The following is a 21730-nucleotide window of genomic DNA, read 5'->3' as shown; positions in this document are numbered from 1 at the left end:
TTCTACCCCTTTATATATCGACTAAACCTTTTTTCAAGTCTTTCTTGAAAAATAGAAATGAAGATACATAAAGGCCAATAAATCATTGCCACTAGCAAATACATTGTTAGTGTATCAAAGCTCCTGCCACCAGCGATTTGAGCTTTTTGGAACAATTCCGGAACTGTAATTACTGCTGCTAACGACGTAGCCTTTACCAAATCTAAAAACACGTTCGTTAATGGAGGAATCGAAATACGCGTTGCTTGAGGTAAAATAACATGCTGCAATGTTTTCCAGTAAGATAATCCCAATGCTTTTGCAGATTCCCATTGAACGGATGGAACACTATTTAAAGCCGCCCGATTTATTTCTGCAATATAGGCAGCACTATTTAATCCAAATCCGATTACTGCTGCTTGAAATGCTGTGAATTCAATTCCAACAACAGGGAGGCCAAAGTATAAAATAAATAGAAATACCAGGATAGGTGTTCCTCTCATAAACGATATGTACAGACGAGCAGGCCATCTCAACAACCGACTATTTGAGTTCCTCCCCAATGCCAAAAATAAACCGATAATAAGCCCGATTGCCATTCCTAAAAAGGAAACGGCAATCGTCATTGGAAGACCACCAACAATAAACGGCAAATTATCTATTGCTAACTGTACATCAAAAAAGTCACTCACATCGACATCTTCTATATTAAACATACTTCTTCACCTTATAGATCAAGTCCTTCTATTTCTATGAAATCACCCTCAGGTCGCTTCGATGCATCTTCTCCATAGAAATCTGTTGCCAGTTCTGTCAAAGTCCCATCTTCTCTCATTTCTGCTAATACTTCATTCATTTTCATTTGTAATGTATCTGCTTCCTTCGGCATAACAACTGCTTGTTCTGTCGGGTGAAGCTTAAGCTCTGGATGGAGCATAATATCAAAATCAGGAAACGCAGCTACACCGAATTTAGATAAATAATAGTCGTTAACAATCACATCTGTTCTACCAGTATGAACATCTCTTAAATACGCTTCATTTGGTGCATTTCCATATGTTTTTGTTTCAGCACCATAATGTTCTGCGATTTGACTAAAAATCGTTGTTGCTCCACCACCATGCATTTTTCCATCTAAGTCTTCTAAAGAATTGATTCCAGAATAATCATCTTTTCGTACGACCATGGTCGTATAAGAATACTTGTACGAATCAGAAAAAGAAAATTTTTCTTTTCTTTTATCCGTCACTTCAATATCATTAACTGCAACATCAATTCTACCACTATTTACAGCTGGTAACATACTATCAATGCCCATAATTTCAAAAGATACTTCTAAGTCTAAGCGATTCGCTACCTCTTTTATTACCTCAACATCATACCCGGTTAATTCATTTTCGGATTCATCTGGATAGTAAGAAGCAGCGATCAACGTACCAGAAGTCCCTACTACGATTTCACCTGCTTCCTGAATTTCCTCCCACTTTTCAGAGGATGTGTCCGTATCAGATGCACCTTGTGCCGAGTTGGAGCTGCCACAAGCACTAAGTACCAGTATTGCCATGCTAAAAATTATCAAAAATAGCCCTTTATGTTTCATCATTTCATCACCTTTTCCTTGCTGTTATATATTTATGATCACAATCTAACATAACAGTTCATCGTTCATATTTCAATATTCTTAAATCCTGTATCTCTTTAAATATTAATCTGTTATATAAATTCTTCATTAATTTTCCAGCCCCTCCTTATGAATAACTATTGACTAATGAAAAAATTATAATAATATCATAATAAATATTAAATTATAATAATTATAAATAAAACATAACAACAATATCCTTTTAAACATAAAATAAACAAGTAAAAACTGACCATTTAACAGTGATTATTATTATCAATTAATCCTTAATGGAGGAGATTACATGTCTACTTTGATTAAAATGATTACAAATAATGAAGTTGATAAATACTTTGAAGTGAATCACCCGTTTACACAGATCAAAAATCATATGGAATTAATCGCGGCCCTTTTTAGTGGGATACTTATTTTAATCACATGGGTTTTCGATGGACATATGAACGAAGTGACTTGGATCACTCTAAACATAATCGCATTTATTATTGGCGGATTCGCAAAAGCAAAGGAAGGTATGGAGGAAACAATTGAAAATAAAGAGCTGAATGTAGAAATGCTAATGATATTTGCCGCTATTGGAGCTGCTTCGATTGGGTATTGGACAGAGGGCGCTATCTTAATCTTCATTTTTGCAATTTCTGGTGCATTGGAAACATACACAATAAACAAAAGTGAACGTGAAATCACATCTTTAATGAAATTACAGCCAGATACTGCATTAAGAATTTCAAATGGAACAGAAGAATATATTGAAGTTGCGGAATTAAACGTCGGAGATCATATCCTTGTTAAACCTGGTGAACGCATCCCTGCAGACGGTATGATCTATGAAGGGAATACATCGATTGATGAAAGTACATTAACAGGGGAACCATTCCCTATTTCAAAGCAAAACTCCAATCATGTTTTTGCAGGTACTGTTAATTTAAACGGGAGTATTATTGTAGAAATTACAAAAGCAAACGAAGATTCCCTATTTCAAAAAATCATCCAACTGGTTCAATCTGCCCATTCAGAAAAATCGCCATCCCAGCTTTTTATCGATAAGTTTGAAAATAATTATGTAAAAATTGTCTTAGCTGTAGTTTTACTCATGATGTTTCTGCCGCATTATTTATTGGGATGGAGCTGGACAGAAACGATTTACCGGGCTATGATCCTACTCGTTGTTGCTTCCCCATGCGCTTTAGTAGCTTCGATTATGCCCGCGACCTTATCAGCCATATCAACCGGAGCAAAGAATGGTGTTCTTTTTAAAGGCGGTGTACATCTCGAGAATTTATCACAGGTAAAAGCCATTGCCTTTGATAAAACAGGGACACTCACAAACGGAGAACCAGAAGTGACAGATGTTTACTTGAATCCAACTTCCTCAGAAAATGAGCTGTTGTCCATAATAGGATCGATGGAAAAACAATCAAATCATCCGCTAGCCCAAGCAATCGTTGATTATTGTACATCAAAAGGTATTCCGTGTAATCGAGAAGTAGCAAAAATGGAAGACACAAGCGGTCAAGGTATTTCTGCCACAGTCGACGGTACGAATTGGAAAATTGGCAAGGATGCCTTCGTCGGAGAAAAAGAGGCGAGATCTTTTCATAACGGCATTGCGAATCAATTAAGCAAACAGGCCAAAACACTCGTATTTATTGCAAAAGAAACTGAAATTGTCGGCTTAATCGCGTTAAAAGATTCATTAAGAAAGGATACAATAGAGGCAATTAAAACGATTCAGCAAGCAGGAATCTATACCATCATGTTGACAGGCGACAATAAAACAACGGCAAATACCATTTCAGAAGAAGCGCATATTGATGAAGTAATCGCGAACTGTATGCCAGAAGATAAGGTAAACCAAATCAAACATTTACGAGAAAAGTATAAAAATGTTGCAATGATTGGCGACGGAATAAATGACGCACCAGCCCTCGCTACTGCCAACGTAGGAATCGCTATGGGTGGTGGTACAGATGTCGCGCTTGAAACAGCAGATATTGTGCTCATGAAAAATGATTTGTTAAAGGTCGCCAAAGCGATTGCACTATCCAATCGAATGAACAAAATAATCAAACAAAATATCATTTTTTCGATTATAGTTATATTGGCTTTAATCGCAACAAACTTCTCACAAGCACTCGATTTACCATTAGGAGTTATTGGACATGAAGGAAGCACGATTTTAGTCATTTTAAATGGTCTTCGGTTACTAAAAAGCTGACCTACAGAGAGGGATGTGATTTTTGAGTCATTGTGTGACAACACGCTTTCACACGATGACTCAAAACTATATTAAAAATCACTAGCCACTCTATAAGTCAGCTTTTTTTAATCTTTTTTCATTTAAAAATGCGTTAATTTCTCCTCCTGTAATAATAATGATGCCCGACAAATAAAACCAAATCATCAAAATTATTACCCCGCCAAGGCTACCATATGTCGCTGAAAAATTCCCTAGTGCACTTACATAGTAAGAAAAGGCTAATGATACAGCTTGCCACCCGACAGTTGCAAATAATGCTCCAATCGTCACATTTTTTAAATGAACCTTTTTATTTGGTGCCAATTTGTATAAAGCCAATAAAACAATAAAAAAGACGATGGAAGAAATAACCCACCTTAATGTATTCCATATACGTAAAAAGTCCTCCGATAAACCAACAAAAGAAAAAAGAAAAATACCGATTTCCTTTCCGAAAATCGGTAAAAGAAAGGCGATGATAATAACAAAGAGCATGGCAATAGTAAGGATAATCGCAATAAACCTCGATACAAAAAACGGCCGATTTTCCTCTACGTGATAAGCCGCATTAAAAGCTCTCATTATTGCACTGATTCCGTTGGATGCTGACCATAATGTACCGATAATACCGATGGATAAGAGACCACCGTTCCTATCATGAGAGATTTGGTGTATGTTTTCATTTATTAAACGAATCGTTTGCTCAGGGGCATAATCAGCCAAAAAATCTACTACATTAATTTCAGGAAAAGGTAAAAAACCAATTAAAGTAACTAAGAACAACATAAATGGAAATAGTGAAAGGAGAAAAAAGTAAGCCAATTGTGCTGCAAGTCCAAACACATCGTGATCGAACAATCGCTTGATTAATCGTTTACTAATACGGAAAGCTTTAATCACGAAATCTCCTCCATGCTTAATTTTACCTACTACTCCATTATTTTTTTTCGTCTACTTCTAAGGAATCAAGGAATTCTTGTATTTTCTCCAATACATTTAAGGTTGTATTTACTCCACCTGATAACTCATTAGCAAATGTATCATAGCTTGTCCGAAGTTTATGAATAGCTTCAGATGGGTGCTTCACAATGTACTTTGTATTTGTGCATGTTTCTTTTACTTTTCCCATAACTTCATTTCTAGTTGACTGATCCAGCATTGCTAATGCTCCACCTGCAATTGCCCCCAGAACAACTCCCTTTAAAAGCTTTCGGTTACTCATTTCCTTCACTCCTTAATGTTCAAATGATCACTTGATTTTATCGTTTTTAACAACTGCTTACATCCTTGATAAACCAACTCATACGTATAGTCAAAATTATTGGTAAAATACGGATCAGGTACATTTTGTTCAACAGCATCTGGAACGAAGTCCATTAGTCGAGCTACTTTCACATTTTCGTGATCATTTTGAATTTCTTTTAAATCATTGATATTTTTCTCATCCATTCCAATAATATAATCAAAATAATCCCAATCTTTTTTCTCTACCTGACGAGCTTTCATTCCTTCATAGGAAATAGAAAGTTTATCCAGTATAGATCTTGTCCCATGATGAGGGGCTTTTCCAATATGCCAATGTCCTACTCCCGCGGAATCGATTTCAAAATGATCTTCTAATCCCTCTTCGCGAACCATATTTCTAAACACAGCCTCAGCCATTGGCGACCTACATATATTACCTAGACAAACGAATAGTACTTTTATCATGAGCTAAACCACCTGCCATTATTTTCTATCATCATTATAGTGCTTGTTTAGAAAGTTAACAATTCATAACCATTCTTATCCATCAACATTTAACTAACCAAACAATGCATTTAGTTTTTGTAAGAAATTTTAAATTACCCATTACTATTTGATTTTTTATTATGATTTACTATATGACCCCAGACTAAATAAAAAAAGAGACATCGAAGTCTCTAGTTTCTGTTAATACCTTTCCATTTAAACCTTTAATACCATCATTTGTTCCATGTCCTCAGGAGGTATCGGCTTACTGTGGTAATAGCCTTGGTAATAATCACACTGTTGTGACTTTAAAAAATTCAATACAAATTCATTTTCCACACCTTCAGCAATAACCTTTAACCCAAATGTGTGAGCTAATTGAATCATCGCTTTAATAATTTCCGCACTATTCGATTCAATTAGTGAATTCTTGACAAAGGATTGATCAATTTTTAAATTATTAATTGGAAATTTTCTTAGATACCCAAACGATGAATATCCAGTCCCAAAATCATCAATGGATAAAGATATTCCTATACTGCGCAATTCATTCATCGTTTTAATGCAATCTTCTGTATTTTGCATCACACTGTTTTCGGTAATTTCTAATTCTAAGAAACTAGGGTCTATCTCAACCTCATCAATAATCGCTTTTACTTTTTCCGAAAAGTCATTCCGTTGTAATTCAATGGCAGAAACGTTAACTGCAATGGATACAGGAGGATAGCCTGTATCTACCCATTTTTTATGTTGCATACAAGCTTGTCGGACAACCCACTCCCCTAATTGGGTGATTAGACCTGCTTCTTCTGCCAAGGGGATAAATTTACTGGGAGAAATAAAACCCTTTTCTTTATGAAACCAACGAATTAATGCTTCAACACCTATTATTTCTCCCGTTTCCACACTAACTTTCGGCTGGTAGTATAATTTGAAATCCTCGTTGCTTAGGGCTTTTCGTATTTCTCCTTCTAGTAACAGTAATTCATTATACATGCTATTCATTTTTGGTGAGTAGAATAATTTGCTATTTCTTCCACTAACTTTACAAAAATGCATCGCTATTCCTGCGTAGCTGATTAATTCTTCTGTCGATGTACCATCCTTTTCAAACAGGCTAATCCCAATGGATGAAGTAACAAAAAACTCTTTCCCAACAACTGAGATAGGTTTTTTAATTTGCTTTACGACATCGTCACTTATCTCATCTACTTGCTTCTCATCACCTTTAACAATGGCAATAAATTCATCGCCTCCAATTCGATAAATCTTACCTTCTTCTCCGATTACTTCTCGTATTCTTTTAGCGATCGTAATTAATACTTGATCTCCGGCAAATTGCCCGAGCGCATCATTTACGTATTTAAGCCGATCCAGACCAAAATGAAGTACCCCGAATAGGTCACCTTTTCTTTCTTTTCGAATAAAAGAATCGACATCTTCGCGCAATTTGCTGCGATTTGGAAGATCTGTTAACTGATCATGATAAGCCAAATGCCGAATTTTCTGTTCAGCTTCTTCCAAAGAAGTGATGTCTACCGATGATCCAATTACTTCAATAACATTGCCGCCTTCCATGACGGGTGAAAGCATGGAATAAAGATAGAGATTTCCGAGCTGATGCTTAAACGTGACTTCTTCCCCACTAAACACTTGCTCAAATTTCTCTTTTATATCAATAATGTTCTCTTTGCCAAAAATAAAGTCAATTGGTTTCAATCCTGAATAATCAGTAGAGATTCCAATTTTCTTAGATAACTTCCCCTCCACCATCGTGAAGTGGAATTCACCGTTTTGTTGAACTACACGAAACACCAAATTCATTAATTTTCGAAATATCCGCCGGTAATCATGATTCAGTGCTTCAATTAGTTGGTATTGCAATTTTATTTTTTCTGTTATATCAATTTGAAACGCAATAAACGATTCTGGAACGTTGTCTTCATTTAATAAAGGTACGATCGTGGTTCTGACCCAAAAAAAAGTTCCATCTTTTCGCCTGTTTTTCACTTCGCCCTTCCACACATCACCATTAAGGATTGTCTTCCACATGTCTGAAAAAAAAGAAGAAGAGTGATGACCAGCATTTAAAATTCGATGATTCCGATTCAATAATTCATCCTTTGAATAACCCGATTGTTTACAGAAATTATTATCTACATAGGTAATCCTACCACTCTGATCTGTTATCGTAACTGTAGCAGAATGATCAATCGCATACTTCAAATCTTGGTAGACGTTAAACTGTTCTTTTATGTACTCGATAAGTTCGTTAACGCGGCTATCCAATTTGTCGCCACATCTATTACTATCACTAAGCAGACCAAATAACTGATTTAATTTTTGACGATCGAAAATGTCATCTAAATTTAATAGGGTCATGTGAATTCACCTTTTATTATATTATGGAACTTTTATCCTAGTATACCAAAAAACAACAAAGTGTGTGCGAATACAAGCAAAAATGCTAGAAAAATAGTTTATTTGGGTGAAATTTGTTGAAAAAAGTGGAGGGGAGAAGTGAAAACCACGTTTAATCATCGATTTTGATTTGAATTTACAAAGAACTCCCCATCATGAAAACAGCTTTTTAATTATTGAAGTTATATAGATTTTTGAATTGCGGAGCATGTTTCGCTGCAAATTGTATGATTTGATTATAAGTTTCAGGTGCAATTTCTCTTTTAGACGGAGTGTACAGCTTTGCTGTCCCTTCATCGATGATTTTAATTATAGCACCACCGCGAACATACAAAGTGACGTACAAAAAAGGTTTATCTAACTTATTTTCAACTAGGAAGTCTTTAGGAAAGTCTGCGGTAATGATAAGACGATCTTCTACATGTTTTAAGGTCAGCAAACTAAAAAACTGAAGATTTTTCACTTCACGTAGATACAATGGTTTTCACTCCTTTTTGCGCTATTTTCCTTCGTCCATTTTAAATACGAGCCAACTTTACAAATAATACTCATTATAAATCCTTAGTATACCATCACAATATGAAGGCAACGTAAATTTATCAAACTATTATAACAAAACCTTCCAATTCAAGATTTTGATCGGAAGGTAATTTAGAATATGTTTTTAGTATACCATGTATGTCTTCATATTTTTGGAAATTTGTCTGCATTCGTTAATGGTCAAGGAAATTATATGTAATCAGGAAAATGATGTTATATAAACAAAGGGACTAGATTTAATCTAATCCCTGATTTATTAACAATATCTAATTACTATTCGTCAATCAAGGGTTCAATACATTGGACCCCTTCATTTTTAGCTGAATTAACATAGTTACTCACATTGTAGGCTTCTAAATTCTCTATTGATAGATTGGTTAGGAATTCATGAACTTCAGTTGGCTTCCGTTTCATTGGTTCAATCCATTGATCTTCTTTTTCCTTAGGTAGGATGACAGGCATCCGGTCATGAATTGGCCGCATAAAGTCATTGGCCTGTTTCGTCAAAATGGTACAGGTAAATAACCGCTCTCCTTCATTATCCCATTTGTCCCACAGGCCAGCAAACGCAAATAGCTTTCGATCAGTAAGTGCTATTCGCTTTGGCTGCTTCCCCTGTTCATTTTTTTGCCATTCATAAAAGCTATCTGCAACGATTAAACAACGTTTCGAAGCCATCAACCCCTTAAAACTTGGCTTCTCATGTGCTGATTCACTTCTTGCATTGATCATCTTATAGCCAATTTTAGGGTCTTTTGCCCAAAAAGGAACAAGACCCCATCGTAGAAAACCCGCTCTTTTTTTCTCCCCATCATGGATGATTGCAAGTACCTTTTGACCAGGGGCGATGTTATACCTTGGTTCAAAGGATATTAACTCTCCTTCTAGATCAAATGACTGTAATATTTCTAATTCACTTGCATTCATTGTAAACCGTCCACACATTACGAATCACCTCTTACTTATGGAACGAAGCACCGTAGTTTTCTCCAAACAGTTTATTTATTTTCCCACTATACTTTCGATAAGCACTAGTCTGATTACGTTTCGTTTTTTCCATTAAAAGTTTAAACTGCAGTTCTTTTTCCGTTAATTTTTTTTCAAGCTCTGCCTTTTCTGTGTCGTCCTTACAAGCATTTATAAGCTCCCTTAATGACACTAGCTCCTTGTTTACTTTTACTTCTTCTGGTAAATAACCAGAATTTTTCATCATATGGTAGCTTGTTCGTAAATCCTCTGGAATAGCTGAAATGTCCTCCAGCTTTAGAGGTTTTCCCTTTCCAGGTAAGTTGTCAAGATCTCCTTCTTCGATCGCTTTTTTAATTTTCTCTTCTGCCATTAAACTGACAAAATCCATTATTCACACCCTAACTTTTTAGGTTAATCAATTTCACAATACTTATTTACCGCCATTAGGTTGACATATGGCTTGATATTGTAATGATGAAATTGACTCAGGTATCATTCATTTAAACATCATCAATTAAATAGCCTTTAAGCGCTTTTCAAACGTTTTTCGTAAGGAGGGAGCAATCGCTTCATTGCTTAAAATTTGTTTTATTCTTTCTGTATTCTCACGTTGATGAAATAGGGTTTCTTGTACAAAAGAAATACTAATTTTAGATGTGTCTTCTTCTATTAATTCAACTTGATCATCTGGAGAAACGTAGCCTTCCTGTAAGACTCGAAAATAATATCCACTAAATCCTGTCTCTGTAACAACAGCTGGAATATCCTTTATTTGGTGAACTTCTGCAATTTTATAGCAAGGCTGTCTCGGCTGAGAAACCTGTACAACCGCTTCACCAATAGTATATATGTCACCTAGATGGACATTTTCCTCGGTTAAATCTTCTACTGTAATGTTTTCACCAAAGGAAGGTTGCTGGAATTTTCGATTATAACGTTCTTGCCAATAGTTATAGTGCTGATAAGGATACATTAATAGCGCCTTATCCTCCCCACCGTGATTTTTCATGTCTGCTTGACCATCACCCTCAAATCCTGTTTTACTTAGCCAAATGGGGTGATTAACCGAAGTTTTTATAAAACCAGTATGTAGCTCTTTCCCATTAATTATGTGCTTTGTTGGTTCACCAATATTTAGAGATAAAATTTGATATTTCATAATAATCTGCCCCTCCGCATCGTCACACTTCTCCTTGAATACTTATATAATATCAAATACTTCTGTATGCTTCACGGTTTAAATCAAGAAATACAGATGTTACAATACCGATTGTGAAATTTTTATAACTATAGGGAGAGGATGATAGGAATGCATGTAGGAAGCAAAGGATGGTATGTAGAGCAACTAAAAAGTAAAGGGATTCGCCGCCTCGAAGGACGTAAGATTGAACGCTACAAAAAATATGTGCTTGCAAACCTATTAGAAGAAAAAGAAGAATAAAACCTTCCTTTATAAATGTAAAAGCAGGACTCTATTCCTGCTTTTTTTAATACTCTTAACTCTGACTTATAAGTTTTGAATCATTTCGTATTCTTTGTTGTTTTTATGACACAGTTGACACATAATGCGACATAACATTATCGTGACAACTTCCATCCTATATAAGATGAGTGCTAATCTAAGCTGCGGAAAAACACGTAGAGTCCTCGAAAATATAACCAATTTCTTATGTGCGATATAATAGTGTCTGTGCTTTCCTTGTCCTTTGTGAAAAGCTAAAAACCATTCTACGTACGTAAATTTAGCGTTAATCGAAGAATCGCTTTTAGCGTAGGCAGAATACGCAGACTCCTGCGGGAACAGCACGTGTCCGAAGACCCCGCAAGAAGCGTTCTTTGCTTCTGAGGAGGCTGAGGCCGTGCCCGCGGAAAGCGAAGTATTCTGCCGAAGCGATATCCTAGCACTCATTTTAATTTCACTGTATGTCGCATTTATCGTTTGTTACGCATTATAGCTTTTTAAAGTTTAGTCGTATTCAAAAGGAACAATTTTTCAGAAAACAGCCTATTCCATTTTTTACTATTAGCGCTACCCCCATAAATATTAGTAAAATGGAGAAATGCTATAGATAGGAAATCTACATCGATGGAGGAACAAACATGTTTGGAAATGCAGAAATTGGAATAGATTTAGGAACGGCCAATACACTCGTCTATACAAAAACAAAAGGAATTGTTTTAAATGAGCCGTCTGTAGTTGCAATAGATACAAACACCAATCAAGTGGTGGCAGTTGGTTCTGAAGCAAAAGAAATGGTTGGTAAAACCCCACGAAACATCATACCAATCCGCCCTTTAAAAGATGGCGTAATCGCAGACTATGATATAACCGCTCAAATGCTCAAGGAAATCTTAAAAAAGGTAAGTAAAAAAATAGGTGTATCGATGCGTAAGCCAACGGTAGTGGTTTGTACACCATCAGGAAGTACAACGGTTGAAAGAAGAGCTATTCATAACGCCGTCAAGAGCTTTGGTGCAAAGCAAGTACACCTGATTGAAGAACCAATTGCGGCTGCAATCGGTGCTGATCTTCCTGTAGACGAACCAATTGCTAGTGTGATTGTCGATATTGGTGGCGGAACAAGTGAGGTCGCAATTATTTCTTTCGGTGGTGTTGTGTCCAGCGAGTCAGTTAGAGTGGGCGGCGACAAAATGGACGAAGATATTACCCAATTTGTTAGGAAAGAATTTAATGTTCTAATCGGGGAAAGAACTGCGGAGAATATCAAAATGGAAATCGGGCATGCCTTAATTGAGCACGAGGAAGAGTCAATGGAAGTACGAGGCAGAGACCTCGTGACAGGACTTCCGAAAACGATAACGGTGACGTCTACTCAAGTTCAACAGGCTATTCGTGAATCGCTTGAATCTATATTAGATACCGTTCATAACACATTAGAAAATTGCCCACCCGAACTAAGTGGGGATATCGTTGATCAAGGTGTAACATTAACCGGAGGCGGTGCCTTAATAAAAGGGATGCAAGAATGGCTTGCTAATGAGATTTATGTTCCTGTCCAGTTAGCACCGAATCCCCTTGAATCAGTGGCAATTGGAACAGGAAGATCGCTGAAAATGATTCATAAACTACAAAAAGCAGTAAAATAAAAAATGAAGGGAGCACACCACGTGTCCCTTCATTTTTTATTTAACAACTGTCATAATTTGGGTGTTTCCAGCATCAACACTCTGAGGAGCAACACTGTCTATTGACGTTACATCATTCGTGATTACAACTGGTGTGATTGTGGATTCTGCTTTTTCTGCTATCACATCAAGGTCAAATGAAATCAACAAGTCGCCTGCTGAAACCTTATCTCCTTGGTTCACATGTGCTTCAAAGCCTTCACCATTTAAACTAACTGTTTCTAATCCAATATGAATTAAATACTCTACACCAGATTCAGACTCAATCCCAACTGCATGCTTCGTTGGGAACAATTGAACAATTTTCCCCTTAACCGGCGAAACAACCTCACCTTTTGTTGGCTTAATCGCAACGCCATCACCCATCATTTTTTGAGAAAAAGTTGGGTCCGGTACTTCTGTTATCTCAACTAAATCGCCCGTTACAGGTGCTAATACCGTATCTTCTGTCGGGCGTTTTCCAAATAATTTTTTAAACACAAGGTTTCCTCCCTTTTAGTAATCCTCCATTGACTTATTAAATACTAACCTTGTATATACAAGTTTGTCAATCATTTAAAATGCAAGCTAACACCTAGACATATGCCAAAAGTCGCTACTTTTGAGTGGACACTCACATCAGATGACAAAATGCATATAGTGGATGTTAAGGTGAGCTCAACCAGGAGTAAAAAGTCCGTCATTCATGCGATTGATACATGCGTTCTTTTTAGGACTTTCTCTTATTACTCCTCAGAAAGGGTGAAATTATGTACACCAACATTTATTTTTACCTTATCCAAAAAGAAAACATACCTGCATTTCTAGAGTTAAGACAACAGGTTGCCGAAATCATGATGGGTTATGGTACATTGGAAGATAAAACGTATACCGCTGTAACAGAATATAAGAATGATCATCAATTATTCACGATGCTAAATGCAGAAATCGAAGAAAGTGTTCTATTACGACAAACTGTTTTTCGTAATGAATCACATTATCAAGAAATTCAAAGCAAAGTGAAAGATGATAACGAACTTATCCTTCTGACCAAAACCATTCATCCTTTAATAAATGACAGAAAAGTTATTTCAGCATCGTTCACCTGTGATGATTAATATTACTGCTGTCAAGAAAAACACATGTTAAAAATCCCTCTAATGTACGAATACCCATAATGGTTCGGATGGACCAATATCATATATTAGAAAAACCGGGCAAGACCCGCCCGGTTTTTCATCATTCGTTTATTATCCTATTTTTTACTTTACCCGCTGGCAATCGTAAGCATTTGTTCAAACGTTTGTTCAAGATTCATCTACTGCATTTTTAAGTAATTGCTTTAAGTTCTGTACTTCTTCTTTTGATAAGGTGATTCCCTTTCCCATTTTTTCATGATCTGGTGACCAATCTCGCAAATCATATTTGGGCTCTCGATTATTCCAGCTTATTAAATTTAACTCCTTGTGCCACCCTTTTGGTGACTCAGAAATAGCTCCAAATGATTTCACAATTTCAAATTTTATATCAGCCATGCATACACCTCCAACTTATTGTCCACCCCCTTAAAGGGATGTTCACTTAAAAGATAACACATTTAATCTTGGTTCACATTTACATAAAACGTTTCTGGTCCGATTGGAACTCTGCTGCCACCTACTGGTTCAATACTCGCCTTAATTACTTTTAATTGTGCCACATTTGGACTTTTATAATAAACTCTAACTGAACCATCCTGTAGCTCTAATACTTCGGTGTTAAACTGATTATTAGAATGGATCACCCACAACTGATAGTCATTGGCACTTAGTTGGGTTAATCCATTGACTTCAACTAATACTTCGTTTGTAGCATCATTAATCCATACATTGCCTTCCATATCATTGAAGTTTGTCAGTGGTACAATGTCCAGTCTACTTGTTTCTGGCTGTCTCACTACTATATCGGGTTTAACATCATCATTTTGGGCAACTTCATACGTCAAATCTTGGGTTCTCATATTCCAATATAAGCTCATACATAAAAATAAAACTGCAATATTACTAATCAATGCAAATACCTTTTTTGTATTCGGGGACTTACTTGGCTTTGGAAACATTGTAATCTCTTTATCAAGACGCTGCTTCACAAAGGAAGACGGCTGAACCTTTTCGGAGTCATTCATTAGATAGTCCCACTCATCTAACTTTTTTTGGCATTCGTTACAAACACGAAGGTGACCTTGAACTTCTAATTTACTTTCCTGTTCCAAGTGACCAAGAACATAATCAATAATTTGTTCATCTGTACAGTGATTATTCGGTTTCAGACTCATCACTTTTCACCTCCACTTGATCCCGTCCAATGAAGCAACCCCTTTTGTTTACGTAAATTATTAAGCCCATACCTTATCATAGACTTAATAGACCCTAATGGCCGGTTCATTTCGCTTGCCATTTCACGTTGTGTCATGCCTTCAAAATAACAGCCATAAATAACTTTCTGTTGATCCTGTGGTAGATGCTTTAGTGCCTCCGAAACAATTTCCTTTTCAATATGAGAAAGAACGTGTAATTCTGCATCACTTGCTTCTCTCGTTAGGAATAACTCTAATCGATCAACAAGTAATCCCTTTTTCTTTCGCAAGCGATCTAAAGAACGGCTTCGTGTCTTAACCGCAAGCCACGCTTTGACACTACCTTTAGAAGCATTGTATTGTTCACTCTTTTGATAGACTTCTAAAAAAACATCATGGCAAACATCTTCCGCTTCTAAACGATCCCCGGTAATTTGGTAAGCAATTTGAAAAACAAAAGGAATAAACATCTCATAAAAACGATCGAATGCTTCCCGGGAACCATATCCTATTTCTTCTATCAAACGGACACTTTCCTGCTTGTCATCCATGATCACTCACACTCCCTATGAGCAATTTTTGAACACGCGCTTTAATAAAATTTTTACAAATTTTTTTTAAAAAAGCAAATCCATTTTGAAGGGTGCTCCGTATCATTTATGAAAAAACAATAGGGGGTTTTTATCATGTTAAAAAGAATCGTAACAGTCCTTATCGTGTTATTCATGCTGGGTACATCGGTTGTACCTACAAAAACAATGGCGTCAGAACACATCACGTTATTTACACCATTTACAGGTTTATCTGTAACACCCGGAGAAACGATCGACTATTCCGTTACTGTCATGAATGATAGCTCTCAGATTGAAAACGTCGCCTTTGAAATCAACAATTTACCTGAAGGCTGGGAACATACAATTACCGCGAGTGGTCGAGACATACGGCAATTATCCATAAAACCAAATAGCGAAGAAGATATTGACTTAGAAATATCTGTACCTTTAGAAGTTGAAAAAGCTGACTATCATTTTGTACTAGTTGCCAGAAGTAATGGAACTACACTGACAACACTTCCTTTTCTTACGACAGTATCTGAACAAGGAACATTTGAAACGGAGCTATCATCTGAACAGCCAAACTTAGAGGGACACGCTGACTCGACATTCTCATACAGTCTAGATTTAAAAAATAGAACAGCAGATACACAAAACTATGCTCTTAACTCTGGTGCACCTGATGGATGGGGTGTTCAATTTCAGGCGGGTAGTAAAAATGTGACATCTGTTTCTTTAGAGCCTAATGAATCAAAAAGTATAACTGTTGATGTAACACCTCCACAAAATATAAAGGCAGGAACATACGAAATACCTATACAGGCTGCAACAGGCAGTACATCAGCTGACACTACACTAGAAGCCGTTATTACAGGATCTTATGAAATTAAAATAAGTACTCCTTCTGGAAGACTAAGTACAGATATTACAGCAGGAAATGATAAAACAATTGATCTAGTAGTCGAAAATACCGGAACAGCAAAATTATCAAGTATTGATATAACCGCTTCTACTCCACCGAACTGGGAATCAGAATTTGATATGAGTACGATTCCGGAGCTTGAAGCAGGTGCAAGTAAAACCATTAAAGCTACCTTAACAGCACCTGATGATGCCATTGCTGGTGATTATGTAACGACATTTACAGCTGAAACTGCAGAGGCTTCTTCTGACGCTGCGTTTCGGGTATCTGTTGAAACATCAACCTTCTGGGGATTCATAGGGGTTTTCATTATTTTGGCTGTTGTTGGTGGATTGTATTACTTAATTCGTAAATATGGGAGGAGATAAGCGTGGGAGAACCAATTATCGAATTAAATGAGATTACAAAAAAATACGATAATCAATTTGCTGTCGACCACTTATCCCTTACCATTCAAAAAGGAGAAATATTCGGTTTATTGGGGCCAAATGGTGCAGGTAAATCAACCACGATATTGATGATGCTAGGATTAAGTGAACCTACATCCGGAGGAGTTAAAGTTTGTGGCATGAATTCTACCCGCTATCCATTAGAAGTAAAAGGAAGGGTAGGGTACTTACCTGACGATCTAGGATTTTATGAACAAATGACTGGGTTTGAAAATTTGGTGTACACTGCCTATTTAAATGGATTGAATAAGCAAGTTGCAGAAAAAAGAGCTATGGACCTTCTATACAGAGTAGGATTACTTGATGCTGCCAATAAAAAAGCTGGTAAATATTCACGCGGGATGAAACAACGTCTTGGGCTTGCTGATGTTTTGATGAAAGACCCTGAGGTTATTATCCTTGATGAACCGACGTTAGGAATTGATCCAGAAGGTGTTCGAGAATTATTAAAACTCATCAAGGAGCTTAATGAGCAAGAAAATATTACTGTTTTACTTTCGTCCCATCAGCTGCATCAGGTTCAGCAAATATGCGATCGCGTTGGTATCTTTGTTAAAGGAAAATTATTGGCGGAAGGAAATATAGAAAGTTTAGCAAAACAGTTATTTTTTGAGGACACCTTAGTTATTAACGTGACAGCAGAGCCTGTTTCTCAAGCTTTAATAGAAAAAATAAACCAAATTAATGGTGTTAATCGCTTCGAAAATCTTGGAGATTCCATTGAAATATATTGCGATTTTGATGTAACCCCTACAATTGCTAACACCATTATTCAGGAAGGAGCAAAGCTATACCACATAACCAAAAAGGATTATGGATTGGATGAAATCTATCACCGTTATTTTGAAGGAAGTGAGGCTACATGAAAATGCCTAACATAAAACAGCTATTCAGAAACTTCACTATGAAAAGTGAAGATCACTTCATACGTCCAAATCGATCATCTGTATTTAGAGCTATCGTTCGAAAGGAATTTACGGATTATTTAACAAGCTGGAGAATTATCATTCTTCTTCTCATTATTTGTTTAACTTGTATTGGATCACTATATACCGCTATGGAAAGTATTAAAAATGCTGTTAATCAATCGGAAGAAGCTAAGCAAATCGCAAAAGACTCTTTTCTTTTTCTAAAATTATTTACAATATCAGATGGTACCTTACCGCCCTTTACTACATTTGTTAGTTTTTTAGGTCCATTACTTGGAATTGCTTTGGGGTTTGATGCGATTAATTCAGAGAGAAATAAAGGAACGCTAAGCAGGTTAATGGCTCAGCCAATTCCTAGAGACTACGTGTTAAATGCTAAATTCATAGCAGCACTATTGGTAAATATTGTGTTGTTCATCTCTCTAGGATTACTTATAACTGCTCTAGGAATATTGATCATTGGTATTCCTCCAACCTACGAAGAGTTTGCTCGTATGATGTACTTTCTACTATTATGTATTTGTTATATTGCTTTTTGGTTAAATTTAGGTATTCTATTCTCCGTAAGATTTAAACAGGCGGCAACTTCTGCATTATCTGGAATTGCTATATGGATATTCTTTAGTGTGTTTTATTCCATGATCGTTCAAATGCTATCAAAAGTTTTGATGAATCCTGAAACGATAACGAGTACAGCCCAAGCACTAGGTAGACAAGAGCTTGTGTTAAACTTAATGCGACTTTCACCAAACTATTTATTTAGTGAATTAACAAATACCTTGCTGTCTCCATCTGTACGGAGCTTAGGCCCATTAACAATGGAGCAAAGAGTTGGTCAAATTGCTGGTCCGTTACCATTAAACCAAAGCTTACTACTAATTTGGCCTCAGCTTACAGGATTAGTTGCAGCAACATTGATTTGTTTTGCTATTTCCTACGTACTGTTCATGCGCCAAGAAATTCGATCCAATTAAAAGGAAATGGAGGCTGTCTCATAGGGGTCTGACCCCTTTGCTTTGACCCCTTTGCTTTTGGGGGCAGCCTCCTTTTATTTTTCAACAGCATAGAGGGCTAATGTTTTTCCCCACTTCATGATATTTTTTTCAAAAACCATGCCAATCCGATTAGCAACCTTAATCGATGCTGTATTTTCTGGGTCAATCAACGAAATAATTCTGGTTAATTCTAATGTCCCTATTCCATATTCTTTACATGCTCTGGCAGCCTCGGTAGCGAAGCCCCTTCCCCACACTTCTCTTAAAAAGGAATAACCAATCTCCATCTGAACTTCTCCATCTATCTTTTGCGGTACAATGCCACATTGCCCCAGAAATTTCCCCGTATCTTTATCCTCAACCACCCATAAGCCAACACCAAACTTTCTGTAGTTATTCCTTGTCCAAGTAATCCATCGAACCGTTTCCTCTTCATTTTTTGTAGAGGGATAGTATTTCATCGCGATTGGATCACTAAAAATTTCTAATAAGTTGTCTTTGTCATTTTCCTTCATATCTCTAAGTCTCAATCTTTCCGTCTCTATTCCCATGTACCTACCACACCCCTTGTACTTAAGGATAACTGAATTCGAGGACTTATCAAATGCAGCTCCACATGTTAGCATGTTAATTGGTCTGCATTTTTACCCTATTACTAATTGGAGGTCTTTTCATGTACCGTCCTTATCTATTTCTTGTATTTGCAATGATGCTGTTTGCTGGAAACTTGATCGTCGGCAAACCAGTTTCAGCACAAATCCCACCAATTACTTTAACCTTATTCCGTTATATCATTGCATTATTGGTAGTATTACCGTTTGGCTATAAAGAATGGAAGGAAAATAAATCGCTTTGGAAAAAAGAATGGAAAGCAATTGTATCCTTATCCATTTCAGGACTTATCCTTTTTAATGTTCTTGTCTATTTGTCATTAAATTACACAACCTCAATTAACGCAGCAATTGTAGAATCATCAACACCTGTTTTTGCATTAGTACTTGGTTTTATTTTGTTAAAAGAAACCTTTACTAAATTGCAGCTCTTTGGAGTCGTTTTTTCATTCATCGGGGTGATTATCGTCATAACAAGAGGCTCGATCGATATGATTTTATCTTTATCGTTTAATCCTGGTGATTTAACTATGCTTGTAGCTATGCTTACATGGTCGATTTATTCGATCCTAATTAAAAAGCATGCGTGGAAATTCCCAACCTATGGTGGATTACTCGTTATGTCTGTAATTGCCGTAGTCATTTTAGCTCCTTTTGCTGCAATAGAAGTAAACCAGCTGTCATCGATTGAGTGGTCACCTTCCGTGGGTGCCGGGTTATTATATCTAGGTATTTTCCCATCTTTGGTTGCTCTTGTCGCCTACAATAAAGGAATAAACGCGATTGGCCCTGCAAAAGCATCGATTTTCCTTAATTTAATTCCAATTTTCACGATGATTGGTGCCATGTTGTTTTTAGGGGAAAAGCTTACTTGGTTACAAGCAGGTGGATCTATACTTGTTATCACAGGGGTAATGATTACGAATAGAAAGCAAAGGGTAGCTACTCGTTTAAAAAAGCTCAAAAGCGCGTAGGTTAGTTAGAGCTGAAACAACCAAATGCTATGGATAAAGAACGTAAACGTATATAAAAAAGAGGCGGATAATGCTAATCCTTTGATTAAGCTCGTTGCTGGTACACGAAAAACAATAACTAAGGCCAATAAAAAGATCGATAGCATGATTTTTAAAACAATGAACAGAACAGGACTATAACTATACAAGCTTTCCATTAACGGATTCGCTTCTGATATATACGCATTTTCCAATCCATAGTACGTAATAAAACCATCTAGCATGTTTAATATGGCCAGATAAAAGATAATCGTTTTGAACATAGAACCACCTCAAAAAAGACTTTGATTTTATCCAGTTTAGGTAAATCAAAGTCTTTTTAAACCTATGAGGCAGCTTCATTCATTCTCAAATGTCCATTCCGCAAGTGAGGAGATGGAATATGTAGGCTGTTCAGAAATCTGTATTAAATGCTCTTTTGTCGTAACTCCTGTATGAACGAGCAGTGAATCGATACCTGCATTGATTCCAGCCAAAATATCGGTGTCATAATTGTCGCCAACCATCAATGTTTCTTCCTTCGTTGTACCTAAAACTTCAAGTGCTTGTTCCACAATGATTGGTTCTGGTTTTCCAATAAATGTTGGTTTTACACCAGTTGTTACCGTCAAAACAGAAATTAACGATCCCGCACCAGGTAGGAACCCTCTTTCTGTCGGCAAAGCAATATCCCCGTTTGTCGCAATAAAAGCAGCACCTTTTCTAATTTCCAAGGCACCTCCCGCCAATTTCTCATAATTAATCGTCCGATCAAGTCCCATCACCACGAAATCCGCTTCTTCCTCAACCACCTCTAAACCCGCTTCTTCCAAGGCAGTAGTGAGACCTTCCTCCCCAATTGGATATACCCTCGCACCCGGTTTCTGATCAGCAATATATTTAGCAGTAGCCATACTCGTCGTAAAAACGTGTTCTGTAGTAGCAGGGACACCCATACTAACTAATTTTTCAGCAACCTTACTTGGGTGCTTCGTGGAATTGTTCGTTAAAAATAAATAAGGTATATCTCGTTTTTCTAATTCCTTAACAAATGTTATTGCCTCATCAATTTTTTCTGTACCTCGATATACCGTCCCGTCCAAATCAATAAAAAAACCTCGATAAGTTTTCAAAATATTCACCTAATTTCTTGTTATTTTTTCTACACATGTTAGTATAAAATATAAAGTAAATTGTGCTATGCAAACAAACATTTTTTGAGCTTAACGAATACGATAGAATAAACTATTGAAAAGTATAAACTTTTTAGGGAAGCAATGTAAAACATTTTAACAATAG

The 21730-nt window shown here is 36.6% G+C and carries 25 protein-coding genes; 8 read left to right on the top strand and 17 right to left on the bottom strand.

The window, feature by feature from the left end; translation table 11 throughout:
* Positions 1-2: 2 nt before the first annotated feature.
* Together JOC48_RS14370 and JOC48_RS14365 are read right to left on the bottom strand one after the other, a co-directional pair.
* Positions 3-695, bottom strand: a complete 693-nt coding sequence (locus JOC48_RS14370) for an amino acid ABC transporter permease (RefSeq protein ID WP_204500798.1) — start codon at positions 693-695, stop codon at positions 3-5.
* A gap of 11 nt (positions 696-706) precedes the next feature.
* On the bottom strand, positions 707-1579 hold the full coding sequence (locus JOC48_RS14365; protein WP_204500796.1) for a transporter substrate-binding domain-containing protein: 873 nt from the start codon (positions 1577-1579) through the stop codon (positions 707-709).
* 343 nt (positions 1580-1922) lie between these two features.
* On the opposite strand from JOC48_RS14365, the gene JOC48_RS14360 reads away from it, so the two are divergent.
* Positions 1923-3836 (top strand): heavy metal translocating P-type ATPase, encoded by a 1914-nt coding sequence (locus JOC48_RS14360; protein ID WP_239584389.1) that lies wholly within the window; start codon positions 1923-1925, stop codon positions 3834-3836.
* Between the two features lie 90 nt (positions 3837-3926).
* Here the strand turns inward: JOC48_RS14360 and JOC48_RS14355 are convergent, their stop codons facing one another.
* The 8 genes from JOC48_RS14355 to JOC48_RS14320 form a co-directional block, all read right to left on the bottom strand.
* Positions 3927-4757, bottom strand: a complete 831-nt coding sequence (locus JOC48_RS14355; RefSeq protein ID WP_204500794.1) for a YhjD/YihY/BrkB family envelope integrity protein — start codon at positions 4755-4757, stop codon at positions 3927-3929.
* A gap of 37 nt (positions 4758-4794) precedes the next feature.
* Positions 4795-5079 carry a YtxH domain-containing protein gene (locus JOC48_RS14350; RefSeq protein ID WP_204500793.1) on the bottom strand — a complete coding sequence of 95 codons (285 nt, stop codon included), beginning with the start codon at positions 5077-5079 and terminating at the stop codon, positions 4795-4797.
* Positions 5080-5084: 5 nt separating this feature from the next.
* Positions 5085-5567: a low molecular weight protein-tyrosine-phosphatase gene (locus tag JOC48_RS14345; protein ID WP_204500791.1), complete on the bottom strand. Its 483-nt coding sequence runs from the start codon at positions 5565-5567 to the stop codon at positions 5085-5087.
* A 237-nt stretch (positions 5568-5804) separates the two neighbouring features.
* Entirely contained in the window at positions 5805-7970 is a 2166-nt protein-coding gene (locus tag JOC48_RS14340) for a sensor domain-containing protein (RefSeq protein ID WP_204500790.1), read from the bottom strand.
* 208 nt (positions 7971-8178) lie between these two features.
* Positions 8179-8487: a hypothetical protein gene (locus JOC48_RS14335; RefSeq protein ID WP_204500789.1), complete on the bottom strand. Its 309-nt coding sequence runs from the start codon at positions 8485-8487 to the stop codon at positions 8179-8181.
* 335 nt (positions 8488-8822) lie between these two features.
* Positions 8823-9494 (bottom strand): SOS response-associated peptidase, encoded by a 672-nt coding sequence (locus tag JOC48_RS14330; RefSeq protein ID WP_204500787.1) that lies wholly within the window; start codon positions 9492-9494, stop codon positions 8823-8825.
* 13 nt (positions 9495-9507) lie between these two features.
* Positions 9508-9906: a DnaJ family domain-containing protein gene (locus JOC48_RS14325; RefSeq protein WP_204500786.1), complete on the bottom strand. Its 399-nt coding sequence runs from the start codon at positions 9904-9906 to the stop codon at positions 9508-9510.
* Positions 9907-10032: 126 nt separating this feature from the next.
* A complete protein-coding gene (locus JOC48_RS14320; protein ID WP_204500785.1) occupies positions 10033-10677 on the bottom strand; it encodes an MOSC domain-containing protein in 645 nt (214 codons plus the stop codon).
* 150 nt (positions 10678-10827) lie between these two features.
* On the opposite strand from JOC48_RS14320, the gene JOC48_RS14315 reads away from it, so the two are divergent.
* Positions 10828-10959 (top strand): DUF2639 domain-containing protein, encoded by a 132-nt coding sequence (locus tag JOC48_RS14315; RefSeq protein WP_204500784.1) that lies wholly within the window; start codon positions 10828-10830, stop codon positions 10957-10959.
* Between the two features lie 659 nt (positions 10960-11618).
* Complete coding sequence (gene mreBH / locus JOC48_RS14310; RefSeq protein ID WP_204500783.1) at positions 11619-12626, top strand: rod-share determining protein MreBH; 1008 nt, start codon at positions 11619-11621, stop codon at positions 12624-12626.
* A 36-nt stretch (positions 12627-12662) separates the two neighbouring features.
* Here the strand turns inward: mreBH and JOC48_RS14305 are convergent, their stop codons facing one another.
* On the bottom strand, positions 12663-13145 hold the full coding sequence (locus tag JOC48_RS14305) for a glucose PTS transporter subunit IIA (RefSeq protein ID WP_204500782.1): 483 nt from the start codon (positions 13143-13145) through the stop codon (positions 12663-12665).
* 269 nt (positions 13146-13414) lie between these two features.
* Between JOC48_RS14305 and JOC48_RS14300 the strand changes: the two genes are divergently transcribed.
* The gene (locus tag JOC48_RS14300) at positions 13415-13762 is read left to right on the top strand and encodes a DUF1428 family protein (RefSeq protein WP_204500781.1); all 348 of its coding nucleotides are present in this window, start codon (positions 13415-13417) and stop codon (positions 13760-13762) included.
* A 189-nt stretch (positions 13763-13951) separates the two neighbouring features.
* Here the strand turns inward: JOC48_RS14300 and JOC48_RS14295 are convergent, their stop codons facing one another.
* From JOC48_RS14295 to JOC48_RS14285, 3 genes are all read right to left on the bottom strand, one after another.
* The gene (locus tag JOC48_RS14295; RefSeq protein ID WP_204500780.1) at positions 13952-14179 is read right to left on the bottom strand and encodes a YdbC family protein; all 228 of its coding nucleotides are present in this window, start codon (positions 14177-14179) and stop codon (positions 13952-13954) included.
* A gap of 62 nt (positions 14180-14241) precedes the next feature.
* Complete coding sequence (locus tag JOC48_RS14290; protein WP_204500778.1) at positions 14242-14958, bottom strand: anti-sigma factor; 717 nt, start codon at positions 14956-14958, stop codon at positions 14242-14244.
* Complete coding sequence (locus JOC48_RS14285) at positions 14958-15530, bottom strand: RNA polymerase sigma factor (protein ID WP_204500777.1); 573 nt, start codon at positions 15528-15530, stop codon at positions 14958-14960. Before JOC48_RS14285 ends, JOC48_RS14290 begins: the two co-directional genes overlap by 1 nt.
* Positions 15531-15665: 135 nt before the next feature.
* On the opposite strand from JOC48_RS14285, the gene JOC48_RS14280 reads away from it, so the two are divergent.
* The 3 genes from JOC48_RS14280 to JOC48_RS14270 are packed head-to-tail and all read left to right on the top strand — an operon-like array spanning position 15666 to position 18807.
* Complete coding sequence (locus JOC48_RS14280) at positions 15666-16823, top strand: COG1470 family protein (RefSeq protein WP_204500776.1); 1158 nt, start codon at positions 15666-15668, stop codon at positions 16821-16823.
* A 2-nt stretch (positions 16824-16825) separates the two neighbouring features.
* On the top strand, positions 16826-17770 hold the full coding sequence (locus tag JOC48_RS14275; protein WP_204500774.1) for an ATP-binding cassette domain-containing protein: 945 nt from the start codon (positions 16826-16828) through the stop codon (positions 17768-17770).
* 38 nt (positions 17771-17808) lie between these two features.
* Positions 17809-18807: an ABC transporter permease gene (locus tag JOC48_RS14270; protein WP_239584387.1), complete on the top strand. Its 999-nt coding sequence runs from the start codon at positions 17809-17811 to the stop codon at positions 18805-18807.
* Between the two features lie 74 nt (positions 18808-18881).
* On the opposite strand, the gene JOC48_RS14265 is transcribed toward JOC48_RS14270, so the two are convergent.
* The gene (locus tag JOC48_RS14265; RefSeq protein ID WP_204500772.1) at positions 18882-19379 is read right to left on the bottom strand and encodes a GNAT family N-acetyltransferase; all 498 of its coding nucleotides are present in this window, start codon (positions 19377-19379) and stop codon (positions 18882-18884) included.
* A gap of 122 nt (positions 19380-19501) precedes the next feature.
* Between JOC48_RS14265 and JOC48_RS14260 the strand changes: the two genes are divergently transcribed.
* Positions 19502-20413, top strand: a complete 912-nt coding sequence (locus JOC48_RS14260) for a DMT family transporter (protein WP_204500769.1) — start codon at positions 19502-19504, stop codon at positions 20411-20413.
* Between the two features lie 5 nt (positions 20414-20418).
* Here JOC48_RS14260 and JOC48_RS14255 read toward each other — a convergent pair whose 3' ends face one another.
* Both JOC48_RS14255 and JOC48_RS14250 read right to left on the bottom strand, forming a co-directional pair.
* Complete coding sequence (locus tag JOC48_RS14255; protein ID WP_204500767.1) at positions 20419-20715, bottom strand: DUF5658 family protein; 297 nt, start codon at positions 20713-20715, stop codon at positions 20419-20421.
* 75 nt (positions 20716-20790) lie between these two features.
* A complete protein-coding gene (locus JOC48_RS14250; protein ID WP_204500764.1) occupies positions 20791-21564 on the bottom strand; it encodes a TIGR01457 family HAD-type hydrolase in 774 nt (257 codons plus the stop codon).
* Positions 21565-21730 lie beyond the last annotated feature (166 nt).

The organism is Aquibacillus albus (assembly GCF_016908325.1).
GTDB classification, from domain to species: Bacteria; Bacillota; Bacilli; order Bacillales; family Amphibacillaceae; genus Aquibacillus_A; species Aquibacillus_A albus.
The sequence above is the reverse complement of the archived record's forward strand: the minus strand, read 5'-3'. Positions and strand labels throughout refer to the sequence as shown.